This is a genomic window from Aliivibrio sp. S3MY1, from assembly GCF_028765575.1.
GTDB lineage: Bacteria > Pseudomonadota > Gammaproteobacteria > Enterobacterales > Vibrionaceae > Aliivibrio.
Map to the genome: position 1 here is coordinate 70,442 of NZ_JARACO010000005.1, position 12,710 is coordinate 83,151.

The following is a 12,710-nucleotide window of genomic DNA, read 5'->3' on the forward strand; positions in this document are numbered from 1 at the left end:
TATTATTTAATTTGATTAAGCATAAATTAAAATTAAAATTCGGTAGGTGCTATGGATTTTGTGAATCTATTCAGTAATGATGATTAAGAATTGGTTAACATATATGAGGTAAATACCTCGAAATAAGAATAAAAATATGTAGCCATGATTAACTATTAATTTGAATAAAATTACCAATTGACCGATTGAGAGAGTCATTAAATGAGTATGTCAGAATCTAGTCCTATTATGCCTTCACCTATAGCAAGTTCAGAGCAAGTGTTACGTAGTGTTGATTTAAATTTATTAACTGTTTTTGATGCCGTAATGCAGGAGCAAAACATTACTCGTGCAGCGCAAAATTTAGGGATGTCGCAACCTGCGGTAAGCAATGCGGTTTCTCGCTTGAAAGTGATGTTCAATGATGAATTATTTATTCGTCATGGAAGAGGTATTCAGCCAACTCAGAGAGCGCGTCAGTTGTTTGCTCCAATGCGACAAGCTCTGCAGTTAGTGAAGAACGAATTACCAAGCTCTACTTTTTCTCCGGAAACATCAGCAAGGCAATTTAAACTATCAATTTGTAGTCCATCAGATATTCGTTTTGCACCACGCATCATGCGAGATATTCAACAAAAATCGCCATACATTAATCTGAAATTATCAGGTGAGCATGATCCAGAGATTGCTCAAAAATTGCGTTATCAAGAAGTCGATTTCGTTATTGATTATGTACGCTTTGATGAACCTGGCTATATGAGTACTGAGTTATTTACGGATGAGCTTGTTGTCGTAACTTCAGTTAATCACCCTCGTATTCAAGGTTCTATTACTAAAGATCAATTGGCAAATGAAAAACATGCAGTGCCAGCTCGTCTTGAAAATACGAAAGGATTTGCTGATCATATTTATATGGATTCACTGTATGAGCAAGCGTATAAAGGCGCAAGTATTAGTAATATTTTGTATGTTGTTTCTCAATCTGAATTGATTACCGTCGCGCCGAAATGGTTGGTGAATTCAATGCCTAATCGTGATCAACTTGCGATCCTTCCATTACCGATTGAATCAAAAAGCATCAGTGGGTATTTAAGTTGGCATGATTCATACCAAAAAGACAAAGGGCATATTTGGATGAGAGACCAACTAATGCTTATTTGTGGTGAAGAAGTTGTAGCTTCAAGTAAAGGTATGATGTTTTAGAGCCAGAATAAACGTAATAATGCCAAGGCAGCGAATTGACGCTGCCTTTTTTGTGGGTAGTTGTACGATATAAACAAAATGTATATTTTAAATAATCAATTTGTTAATAGAGCAGGCGGAAATGGGTTTTACACAACAATACTTACATTTTATACAGAGAAATAGTTGCCTTTTTTACTGCCACTTGTACACTTTGTGCAGATTATAGCTTACAAGTGTAAGCCTAAAGGTGAATTCGAGATGACTATTCAAAACCTACATATTGTAAAAGAGATCCGCAAACATATCGCAAATAAACCCAATGTAACTGCATTACGTGAACGTAAATGTGGTGCTTGGAGTGACACTCAGTGCGCAGCATGGAGTGACATTACCTGGGGTGAATTTGGAGAGCAGATGGATACGCTATCATTAGCGCTATTAGCTATTGGGTTAAATGTGCAAGAAAAGGTGGGTATATTCTCAAATAACATGCCTCGCTGGACAATCGCCGATTTTGCTACTATGCAATTGCGTTCAGTTCCTGTGCCTATCTATCCAACCAATACGCCAAAGCAAGCTGCTTATATTCTTAATGATGCTGATATTCGTATTTTATTTGTTGGTGAGCAGGCGCAGTACAATGCTGCTGTGGTTATTTTTGATCAATGCCCTCAGCTGACTCATATTGTGGCATTAAGTGATGATATTGACTTAAATGATCACCAAGCGGGTATCTCTTGGAATGATTTCATTGCTAAAGCCGATGACATGCACAAAGGTGAGTTGCAAGCTCGTCTGGATAGTGCAGAAATGGACGACCTACTCACGTTGATTTATACCTCTGGTACAACGGGAGAGCCAAAAGGCGTCATGTTAGATTATCTTAATGTTGGCTCGCAGGTAGAGGGGCACAACACTAATTTAGCATTAACAGAAAAAGACGTGTCATTGTGTTTTTTACCGTTATCGCACGTATTTGAACGCGCATGGACCTTTTATGTCTTGTATAAAGGGGCGACAAACTGCTACCTACCAAATACAAACCTAATTAAAGAAGCGCTAACCGAAGTAAAACCAACGGTGATGTGTGCCGTACCTCGTTTCTATGAAAAGATTTTCTCTACCGTACATGAAAAAGTATCTCGTGCTCCTGCGCATCGTAAAGTGATGTTTACTTGGGCGGTAAACATGGGGGCAAAAATGTCAGCATGTCACCAAGAGCAGCGTGCTCCATCGTGGTTACTTAAACAGTCACACAAAGTGGCAGATAAATTAGTGCTGTCAAAGCTTCGAATGATCCTAGGTGGTAATATTAATTTTATGCCATGTGGTGGTGCCAAACTTGATGTGACTATTGGGCGATTTTTCCATGCCTTAGGTGTTAATGTAAAATTAGGTTATGGCATGACAGAAACCACAGCAACGATCTCATGCTGGGAAGATGGTAAATTCCATCCGGACTCTATTGGCACATTAATGCCAGGTGCTGAAGTTAAGATTGGTGAAAGCAGCGAAATCCTTGTACGTGGTCCAATGGTTATGAAAGGCTACTACAATAAACCAGAAGAAACGGCATTGAGCTTTACAGAAGATGGTTTCTTAAAAACAGGTGATGCGGGTGAGTTTGATGCAGAAGGTAACTTATATATAACCGACCGCATTAAAGAGTTAATGAAAACCTCTGGTGGTAAATACATCGCTCCACAAGTCATTGAAGGCGCTATCGGTAAAGACCATTTTATTGAGCAAATTGCTGTTATTGCAGATACTAGAAAATTCGTATCGGCACTTATCGTACCTTGTTACGATGCACTAGAAGAGTACGCGAAAGAGTTGAACATTGCTTATCATGACCGTATGGAGCTGGTGAAAAACAGCGAAATCGTTGAGATGCTTGAGAAGCGTGTCGCGAATCTACAAAAAGAGCTCGCTCGTTTTGAACAAGTTAAAAAATTCACTTTACTGTCTAAAGAATTTTCGATGGATAAAGGCGAATTAACCCCAACACAAAAATTACGTCGTAAAGTGATCAATGAGCGTTATCAAGACGAGATTGAAGAGATGTATGACGATAAAAAAGAAACAAAAGAGAAAAAAGAGAAATAATCATACGTTTCTATCTTTTTAAATAAGCAGAAAACCAGTCTTTATATAGGCTGGTTTTTTTATGCCTTTAAAGTGAGATCTAAAGCACCTAATTATGTTCTGGGTAACAATTTATTATCTTTTATTATTTGCCTAATATTAGCTGTTAATCCTTTATTTGTGATTCGAAATGAGAGTAAATCACTGCTTCATCTTTTAAAATTGAACGTATTATCGGTTTCAATAAATGACCTCTAGACCAAGGTGCTAATAAAAGGTTAAGGTTGTTTCTTAATGTTGATTTTTGTTACTAATAATAATCAATATCTACATAGGATTTTAATCTGATTAATGTCGGTTTAGGCTAAAAATAAGCCCTAACTATGTAAACCACTAATTTAGCGATAATTCATTTCGTTAATTTAAGGGTTTTATGTCTGGAGATAAATATGGAAATGTTATCTGGCGCAGAGATGATTGTACAATCTCTGATTGATGAAGGTGTTGAACACATATTTGGCTACCCTGGTGGCTCTGTGTTGGATATTTATGATGCACTACACATGAAAGCTGATGATATTCAGCATGTGCTAGTGAGGCATGAACAAGCGGCAACACATATGGCTGATGGATTTGCTCGAGCAACAGGTAAACCCGGTGTGGTTCTTGTTTGTTCAGGCCCTGGAGCTACAAATACAATTACTGGAATAGCAACCGCCTATATGGATTCTATCCCGATGATTGTGCTTTCTGGAAATGTCCCAAACAACATGATAGGCACTGATGCCTTTCAAGAATGTGATATGGTAGGTGTTTCTCGCCCGATAGTTAAACATAGCTTTTTAGTTAGAAAAGCCGAAGACATTCCTGAAATTATAAAAAAAGCATTTTATATCGCTTCTACAGGTCGTCCTGGACCTGTTGTTATTGATATCCCAAAGGATGTCATGAGCCCGGCGTTTAAATTCCCTTATCAATATCCTACGTCAATGTCATTGCGATCGTATAATCCAACGACAACAGGGCATAAAGGTCAGATTAAAAAAGGCCTTAAAACTCTTTTGGCTGCAAAAAAACCAGTGCTTTATATTGGTGGTGGCGCTGTTATCTCATCAGCCGAGCAACACGTTATTAAATTAGCTGAATCACTTAATTTACCGGTAGTCAGTACGCTTATGGGCTTAGGTGCTTTTCCTGGTACTCATAAAAATGCATTAGGTATGTTAGGGATGCATGGTACTTATGAAGCTAATATGGCGATGCATAATGCCGATCTTATTTTTGGTGTTGGGGTGCGTTTTGATGATCGTACCACCAATAATTTAGAAAAATATTGTCCAGATGCGACCATCATGCATATTGATATTGACCCATCATCAATATCTAAAAATGTACGAGTTGATGTACCTATTGTGGGCTCTGCAGAAGTAGTACTAGAATCAATGCTTAAGTTGCTTTCTGATCAAGATGATCGCAATGATGAAGTGGCTTTAGATGCATGGTGGAAAGATATTTCAGTGTGGCAGGATCGTAAGTGTCTATCTTATGATACATCTCCAGATCGAATTAAACCTCAGCAAGTAATTGAAACTCTTCATCGACTAACCAATGGTGATGCTTATGTTGCCTCTGATGTAGGTCAGCACCAAATGTTTGCGGCATTGTATTATCCGTTTAATAAACCGCGACGTTGGATCAACTCTGGTGGTCTTGGCACCATGGGCTTTGGTTTTCCAGCAGCACTTGGGGTGAAGTTTACTCACCCTGATGAGGTTGTTGTTTGTATTACAGGTGATGGCAGTATTCAAATGAATATTCAAGAGCTATCAACCGCTCTACAATATGATATCCCCGTTAAAATTATCAATCTGAATAACCGTTTTTTAGGAATGGTTAAGCAGTGGCAAGATATTATTTATCAAGGTCGCCACTCTAATTCCTATATGACGTCAGTGCCTGATTTTGCGGCGATTGCAGAAGCTTATGGGCATGTAGGTATTCGGATTAATCACCCTGATGAATTAGAGGCTGGATTAGAAAAAGCCCTATCATTAACAGACCGTTTGGTTTTTGTTGATATTAATGTTGATGAAACAGAGCACGTTTACCCTATGCAGATCAAAGGGGAAGCAATGGATAAAATGTGGTTAAGTAAAACGGAGAGAACCTAATGAGACATATTATTTCACTATTACTAGAGAATGAATCAGGGTCATTATCTCGTGTGGTTGGCTTGTTTTCTCAACGTGGTTACAACATTGAATCACTAACGGTATCACCAACAGAAGATCCAACGCTTTCTCGTTTAAATATTACAACGGCGAGTGATGCGATGGAGCTTGAGCAGATCCAGAAGCAGTTACATAAATTAATTGATGTCATTAAAGTTCAAGAAGTGACTGAGACAGAACATGTTGAACGTGAATTGCTATTGATTAAAGTGAAAGCAAGTGGCTTTGCAAGAGCAGAAGTTAAACGTACGGCTGATATTTTTAGAGGTCAGATCGTTGATGTAACAAGCTCATTATATACGATTCAATTAGCAGGTACTTCTGAAAAACTTGACGCGTTTATTACAGCGGTAGCAGAAGTGACTGAAGTCGTTGAGGTAGCAAGAAGCGGTGTCGTAGGCATTGCTCGTGGAGAAAAGGCGTTAAAAGTATAACTTGCTTATTACTTGTAGCTTTTTAATCTTAACTATAAAGCCTTCCTTGTGAGGGTTTTATTTTGTCTGGATAATGGTTATTAGACTAAAGTCTAACCTTGTCTATACTTATGGCTACAGATACATAAGTCTATAGAGAGCATTACTCAGGCAGTAGGGTGATGGGAAAGGACTGAAAATGATGTGAGGTTGATATGTTTACTGATTTTTTAGTAAGGCTCACCGTAGGCAGTTTAGCCATTTTAGGTTTCAAACTAAGCGCAATTTATTTTTTATTAATGGTATTGTTGATAAGTACTCATAATAAAGAGTTTTTTGGATGGTAATCTGCCATAAAAAAAGAGGGCTAAGCCCTCTTTTTATTAATTAGCTATACTCGTTTATGAATTATAGAACGTGTACAGATGCTGTGTTTGTTGTGCCTGATGGAACTAGAGCACCAGAAACCATAACAACGATATCGCCTTTCGCGCCAATACCAGACTCAAGAGCTAGCTCTTTACCGCGTAGGTAGAATGCGTCAGTGCTGTCGATAGCATCAACAACCATTGGAGTAACACCTTTAGAAAGACAAAGCTGTGCAGCAGTCTTAGTATTAGTCGTTACAGCGATGATTTTAGCTGTTGGGAAGTACTTACGAATAGAACGAGCAGATTTACCAGCTTCAGTTGCTACAACGATTACAGGAGCGTTTAGTTTCTCAGCTGTATCAACAGCGCCTTTACATACCGCTTCAGTGATACGTAGACGTGGGCTGTCTAGACGAGAACCTAGCTCTGCTTTAAGAGCTCTATCTGTACGAGCACAGATTTGAGCCATGATAGTTACCGCTTCAACAGGGTATTTACCTTTAGCAGATTCACCAGAAAGCATTACTGCATCAGTACCATCCATGATTGCGTTAGCAACATCACCCGCTTCTGCGCGTGTTGGACGTGGGTTTTTGATCATAGAATCAAGCATTTGAGTTGCAGTGATTACAACTTTACGTGCACGGTTACATTTCTCGATCATCATCTTCTGAGCAAAGATTACTTCTTCAACTGGGATTTCAACACCAAGATCGCCACGAGCAACCATGATACCGTCAGAAGCTTCTAGGATTGAATCGAAGTTATCAACACCTTCTTGGTTTTCAATCTTAGAGATGATTTGAATGTTCTCGCCGCCATTAGCAACAAGTAGTTCACGGATTTCTTTAACATCTTCTTCTTTACGGATGAAAGAAGCAGCAACGAAATCAACGCCTTGCTCACAACCAAATTTAAGGTCAGCTTTATCTTTTTCAGAAAGAGCTGGAAGCTTAACTGAAACGCCAGGAAGGTTAACACCTTTGTTTTCGCCTAGGTCACCGTTATTAAGAACTTTACACTTAACTTCAGTTTCAGTTGTTGCAACAACTTCCATTTCGATTAGACCATCATCAACAAGGATAGTGTTACCTGCTTCAAGATCTTTAGCAAAACCTGGGTAAGTAACAGCAACAATGTCTTTGTTACCAACAACTGAAATATCAGTTGTGAATGTGAAGTCTTGACCAGCAACTAGAGCAACGTCATCGCCGTTTTCTAGTTTGATAGTACGGATTTCAGGACCCTTAGTATCAAGAAGGATAGCAAGTTGCTTATCTGTGTTCTTCATTACTTGACGAAGATTATCGATACGGTTGCCGTGCTCTGCGAAATCGCCGTGTGAGAAGTTAAGGCGCATTACGTTCATGCCAGCATTTGCAAGTTCAGTTAGTTTTTCTACTGACTCAGTTTTTGGGCCAATCGTACAAACGATTTTGGTCTTTTTCATGTGAGAAATCTCTCCAGATGAGTATATTTAAAATGATAAACGCAGTAATGCTCAGCCTAAATGGGATGAAGTGTTGAAATATAACAACAGTTTATCTTCAAAATCTTTATGGCTAAGCATATAAATTTATTAATTACCTGTAGTTTAGACTGAAAAGTGTAATGGATTATTGATTCAGGTAAACAATTTGCACTTTAATTACAATATTAAAAACAAATTTACATTACTCAACATCGTTTCAGTCGGATCTTTTTGTAAGTTTCTATCGCTTTTGGTGGCAAATTCTAACAGTAAAACTAATGAAGATCACTTTCTTGTTGTGATGATATTTATTAAATGTTTATTTTGTTACTCGAAATAAAAAAGGCACTTAAAGTGCCTTTATATTATTGATTTTCAATTGCTTGATATGCTTTAAGTTTTTGCATTCCTTTGGCCAGTTTTATAAACCAGGTACCAATAGCAAGTAATGAAATGACAGCGCCGATAACCGGTATAGCGGAATAGATTTTATCAAGTATAGAGCTGTGGACCCAATACTCTAGGCCTGCAACCATGCCGCTCATCGTTGCGGCGGTAACAGCCAAAACAACGAAAAAAGTAAGAAAGAGAAAGAAACTTTTTATGATCGCATAGTAGTGGCTATCGACTACTTCATCATTTGTGCCTTTATTCATCTGATAACCTGCAAAAATAATGGCTATGATGCCCGATACCATTAAGGTTAAAGGGGTAAGTAGGCTAGCAATATAGGCAAACCAAATGCCTTTATTTGTTTTGTTTGACATAGTAGGTATCCATCAGGGAGTGATACATAAGTATATACCTATTTTTTATATGGGAATATACCTGCAATTATAGAAGGTAGACTCTACCTTTATGCTTTTAGCATTCGCTTTAAAATTTTTCCTGTCGCTGTCATTGGTAATGCTTCTACAATATCTAGATGTTTAGGACATTTATAGTCAGCTAGGTATTGTTTACTCCATTTAATCAGTTCTTTTTCTGAAATAGAGTGACCTTCTTTTAGTATAATAAAGGCTTTTACTTCTTCACCAAAACGCGGATGCTCAACACCAATAACAGCAACTAAGTGCACTGAAGGATGCTTCATATACACTTCTTCTACTTCGCGTGGGTAGACATTATAGCCGCCACTAATAATCAGTTCTTTTAGACGATCAACGACATAGATATAGCCCTCCTCGTCGAAGCGAACAATATCTCCCGTATGAAGCCAACCATCTACAATTGTTTTTGCGGTCTCTTGTGGTTTTTTGTAATAGCCTTTCATTACATTGTGACCACGAATGACAAGCTCACCTTCTTGTCCTATTGGCAGTTCATGTCCATTTTTGTCTACCACTTTCATTGTGACACCTGGTAAAGGCTGCCCAATACTTCCTGGCTTTCTTTCAAATTCTAAATGGTTGAATGCGGCGACAGGGGACGATTCAGATAATCCATAGCCCTCAATAACTGGAACTTGCAGTTTTTCTTCGAATTGTTTTAGCACTTCAACTGGCATTGATGCGCCACCTGAAATCGCGACTTTAAGATTTTTTGCAATCTCTTTTAGGTGCTCTCCTGGGTGTTTTTCAGCATAAGCCAGTAAACCAATGAACATAGTTGGAACACCCGCAAGATGAGACACTTTGTGTTCATAAACTTGCTGAAGAACGGTTTTTGGTACGAAGCGAGAAATAAGAACAAGCGCACTACCAGCAAGAATTGAAGTGTTCATGATCAGAGATTGGCCAAAGGTATGAAATAGTGGAAGTATCGCAATACTTACATCGGTCCCTTTTTGATTCGTCAATGATTGACACGCTTGTGCGTTACACAGCATGTTACTTTGACTTAATTCAGCCCCTTTGGCTGCACCAGTAGTCCCTGAAGTATATAGAATGACACAACTATCTTCTGCTGAACGATAGACTGTTTCAAAAGACGTTCTTCCGCTTTCTAACCATTGAGTAAATGAGTGAGCGACGGCTGCTTCTTGAGAGTTAGGTGTTGTTTCAATTAGGATGAAGTGTTCACAAAAGTCCGCTTTACTGTAGCCCTCATAGCCAAACTGACCGATAGGCATTGCATCCGAACCTTGGTATGAAATCAGGGCTACCGCATCAGAATCTTTTAGGTGATAAGCAACTTCTTCACCTTTTAGCATTATATTCAGAGGAACAACGACCGCTCCAATTTTTTGAATGGCATAATAAGCAATAACAAATTCAGGCGTGTTAGGACAAGATAGAGCAATTTTCTCATCAGGTTTTATATTGAGTTGACTCAAGTGATCAGCAATGGCGTTTACTTTTTGATTTAATTCTTGGTAAGTAATTTTCTGATCTTGAAAGATGAGGGCAATATTATTAGGACGAAAAGTTGCGTTACGCTCAAGATTATTGGCTAAATTATACATAGATAACCTTTATTGTTATTAGTGAATGTTGGATACAAGAGAAGTGTATATCAAGAAAGCGATAAAATCTGAAAGGAAAAAAAGATTTTACTCATTTATTAACAATAAGAGTAGTAGAGTCACTTTTTTATCGTTTTTTACGTAACTAAAATATCAATAATGACTAAGATCATAATGATTAGTGCGTTTGGTTCTTTTATAGAGGAATTGGCTATTTTTCAATTGAAAAGTGATCAGGGATAATTGGTTATCTATTGCATTTTTAGGATGAGAAAGATGAGTAAGCAAGGAGTGCTGGGTGTCGTTATTGTGCTTATCATGGCTGCAATCTTTACCTCTGGTTTGATGAGGGCGATGATTGAGTTATCTCTCTTCTTACTATTGATTGGCTATGTGTTGATCGTGAAAAGAAAGAAGAAAGAGTAGAAAGCAAAAAGGCTGATAAGTAAAATACTTATCAGCCTTTTCTAATTTGGTGGCCCCTCCCAGATTTGAACTGGGGACCGAACGATTATGAGTCGTGCGCTCTAACCACTGAGCTAAGGGGCCGTTGTAGGTGGTGATTATAGGGGAAGATGAAAACAGTGTCTAGCCATAAGGCGTTTGCTTTTTAATCACTTGATTGAAAATATGCATATAGATCGAAAAAAGGTGAGCTTAAGCTCACCTTTTTGATTCTATTAACAAATAATTATGTTTAATTATTCGTCTAAGAAGCTACGTAATACTTCTGAACGACTTGGGTGACGCAGTTTACGAAGTGCTTTTGCTTCGATTTGACGAATACGTTCACGCGTTACGTCAAATTGTTTACCCACTTCTTCAAGAGTATGGTCGGTATTCATATCAATACCAAAACGCATACGAAGTACTTTTGCTTCACGAGGCGTTAGGCCAGCAAGAACGTCGTTAGTTGCAAATTTCAAGCTTGTTGAAGTTGCAGAGTCAACTGGAAGTTCAAGGGTATTATCCTCGATGAAATCACCTAGGTGCGAATCTTCATCATCACCGATAGGAGTTTCCATTGAAATAGGCTCTTTAGCGATTTTCAGAACCTTACGGATCTTGTCTTCTGGCATTTGCATGCGTTCAGCAAGTTCTTCTGGTAATGGTTCACGGCCCATTTCTTGTAGCATTTGACGCGAAATACGATTCAGTTTGTTGATCGTTTCGATCATGTGAACTGGAATACGGATTGTACGTGCTTGGTCGGCAATTGAACGAGTGATCGCTTGACGGATCCACCATGTCGCATAAGTAGAGAATTTGTAACCACGACGGTATTCAAATTTATCTACAGCTTTCATCAGACCGATGTTACCTTCCTGAATAAGATCCAAGAATTGTAGACCACGGTTGGTGTATTTTTTAGCAATAGAGATAACAAGACGTAAGTTTGCTTCAACCATTTCTTTTTTCGCACGACGAGCTTTTGCTTCACCGATAGACATGCGACGGCTGATGTCTTTGATATTTAGAACGGGTAATCCTGTTTCTTTCTCAATGCTGTCAATTTTTTTAATTGAACGGCGGATATCTTCTTCGTAACGCTTTAGACGCTCCACGTATGGTTTGTCAGAGGCGATGATTTCGTTGAACCATTCATCAGAAGATTCATTACCAGAGAAAAGAGAAATGAATGATTTTTTAGGCATTTTTCCGTATTCAACACACATACGCATAATTAAACGTTCTTGTGTACGAACACGATCCATGCTGCCGCGCATTTCACGAACTAGGTAATCAAACTGTTTAGGGATCAGTTTAAATTCACGGAATACATCCGTTAACTCGCCAATCGCTACGCGTGCTTTTGCGTTATCACGACCATGTTCTTCAAAAGCAAGTTGCATGTTGTGGTAAGACGTACGAAGCTCTGTGAATTTCTCCAAAGCAAGCTCTGGGTCAATACCTACATCTTCTTCTTCCTCGTCTTCATCATCTTCAGTATCTTCGTCTTCATCTTCAAGATCAGATTCGCTCAGTTCAGAGCCGATGTGAGTCGCTGTTGGTGCTGCTGAACCATCATCATTAGGATCAACAAAACCAGAAATGATATCAGTAAGTCGGATCTCTTCGGCTTGAACTTTATCAAACTGTTCTAATAGGTATGAAATTGCGCCAGGGAATTCAGCAACAGAACACTGAACTTCATTAATACCTTCTTCAATACGTTTAGCGATGTCAATTTCGCCTTCACGGGTAAGAAGTTCAACAGTACCCATTTCACGCATATACATGCGAACAGGATCCGTTGTACGGCCAATTTCACTTTCTACACTTGATAGTGCGGCTGCAGCTGCTTCTGCTGCATCTTCATCAGTTACGGCATCATCATCATTCAATGACATATCATCAGCATCAGGTGCGGTTTCTACCACTTTGATGCCCATGTCATTGATCATTTGGATAATATCTTCAACCTGCTCAGAATCTACAATTTCTTCTGGTAGGTGATCGTTAACTTCTGCGTAGGTCAGATAGCCTTGTTCCTTGCCTTTGATTACAAGTAATTTTAGCTGTGACTGCGGATTTTGATCCATAGACGGTATCCTACTTCTGGTCTGTGTG

General features: G+C 38.7%; 9 protein-coding genes and 1 tRNA gene. 5 read left to right on the forward strand and 5 right to left on the reverse strand.

Annotated elements, in window-relative coordinates; genetic code table 11:
* The first annotated feature begins 201 nt into the window (after positions 1–201).
* The 4 genes from leuO (at position 202) to ilvN (ending at position 5,914) form a co-directional block, all read left to right on the forward strand.
* A complete protein-coding gene (gene leuO, locus PVK62_RS05030; RefSeq protein ID WP_443111760.1) occupies positions 202–1,182 on the forward strand; it encodes a transcriptional regulator LeuO in 981 nt (326 codons plus the stop codon).
* 240 nt (positions 1,183–1,422) lie between these two features.
* Positions 1,423–3,270: an AMP-dependent synthetase/ligase gene (locus tag PVK62_RS05035; protein WP_274442423.1), complete on the forward strand. Its 1,848-nt coding sequence runs from the start codon at positions 1,423–1,425 to the stop codon at positions 3,268–3,270.
* A gap of 428 nt (positions 3,271–3,698) precedes the next feature.
* On the forward strand, positions 3,699–5,420 hold the full coding sequence (locus tag PVK62_RS05040; RefSeq protein ID WP_274442425.1) for an acetolactate synthase 3 large subunit: 1,722 nt from the start codon (positions 3,699–3,701) through the stop codon (positions 5,418–5,420).
* Positions 5,420–5,914, forward strand: a complete 495-nt coding sequence (ilvN, locus tag PVK62_RS05045) for an acetolactate synthase small subunit (protein WP_274442426.1) — start codon at positions 5,420–5,422, stop codon at positions 5,912–5,914. The genes PVK62_RS05040 and ilvN overlap by 1 nt, the downstream gene beginning before the upstream one ends.
* Positions 5,915–6,301: 387 nt before the next feature.
* On the opposite strand, the gene pykF is transcribed toward ilvN, so the two are convergent.
* The 3 genes from pykF to PVK62_RS05060 all read right to left on the reverse strand — a co-directional run bounded on the left by pykF (position 6,302) and on the right by PVK62_RS05060 (position 10,139).
* Positions 6,302–7,714 (reverse strand): pyruvate kinase PykF, encoded by a 1,413-nt coding sequence (gene pykF, locus PVK62_RS05050; protein ID WP_274442427.1) that lies wholly within the window; start codon positions 7,712–7,714, stop codon positions 6,302–6,304.
* A gap of 386 nt (positions 7,715–8,100) precedes the next feature.
* A complete protein-coding gene (locus tag PVK62_RS05055; RefSeq protein WP_274442428.1) occupies positions 8,101–8,502 on the reverse strand; it encodes a hypothetical protein in 402 nt (133 codons plus the stop codon).
* A gap of 89 nt (positions 8,503–8,591) precedes the next feature.
* Entirely contained in the window at positions 8,592–10,139 is a 1,548-nt protein-coding gene (locus tag PVK62_RS05060; RefSeq protein ID WP_274449349.1) for a long-chain-fatty-acid--CoA ligase, read from the reverse strand.
* A 276-nt stretch (positions 10,140–10,415) separates the two neighbouring features.
* Between PVK62_RS05060 and PVK62_RS05065 the strand changes: the two genes are divergently transcribed.
* Positions 10,416–10,565 carry a hypothetical protein gene (locus PVK62_RS05065; protein WP_274442432.1) on the forward strand — a complete coding sequence of 50 codons (150 nt, stop codon included), beginning with the start codon at positions 10,416–10,418 and terminating at the stop codon, positions 10,563–10,565.
* A 47-nt stretch (positions 10,566–10,612) separates the two neighbouring features.
* Here the strand turns inward: PVK62_RS05065 and PVK62_RS05070 are convergent.
* Positions 10,613–10,688 (reverse strand) — tRNA-Ile (locus PVK62_RS05070).
* 152 nt (positions 10,689–10,840) lie between these two features.
* Positions 10,841–12,682 (reverse strand): RNA polymerase sigma factor RpoD, encoded by a 1,842-nt coding sequence (gene rpoD, locus PVK62_RS05075; protein WP_443111761.1) that lies wholly within the window; start codon positions 12,680–12,682, stop codon positions 10,841–10,843.
* Positions 12,683–12,710: the final 28 nt, after the last annotated feature.

Excerpts from the sequence above, each read along its gene's own strand:
- PVK62_RS05065 (WP_274442432.1), top strand. The coding sequence starts at position 10,416 with ATGAGTAAGCAAGGAGTGCTGGGTGTCGTTATTGTGCTTATCATGGCT.
- leuO (WP_443111760.1), top strand. The coding sequence starts at position 202 with ATGAGTATGTCAGAATCTAGTCCTATTATGCCTTCACCTATAGCAAGT.
- PVK62_RS05060 (WP_274449349.1), bottom strand. The coding sequence starts at position 10,139 with ATGTATAATTTAGCCAATAATCTTGAGCGTAACGCAACTTTTCGTCCT.
- ilvN (WP_274442426.1), top strand. The coding sequence starts at position 5,420 with ATGAGACATATTATTTCACTATTACTAGAGAATGAATCAGGGTCATTA.
- PVK62_RS05055 (WP_274442428.1), bottom strand. The coding sequence starts at position 8,502 with ATGTCAAACAAAACAAATAAAGGCATTTGGTTTGCCTATATTGCTAGC.
- pykF (WP_274442427.1), bottom strand. The coding sequence starts at position 7,714 with ATGAAAAAGACCAAAATCGTTTGTACGATTGGCCCAAAAACTGAGTCA.
- rpoD (WP_443111761.1), bottom strand. The coding sequence starts at position 12,682 with ATGGATCAAAATCCGCAGTCACAGCTAAAATTACTTGTAATCAAAGGC.
- PVK62_RS05040 (WP_274442425.1), top strand. The coding sequence starts at position 3,699 with ATGGAAATGTTATCTGGCGCAGAGATGATTGTACAATCTCTGATTGAT.
- PVK62_RS05035 (WP_274442423.1), top strand. The coding sequence starts at position 1,423 with ATGACTATTCAAAACCTACATATTGTAAAAGAGATCCGCAAACATATC.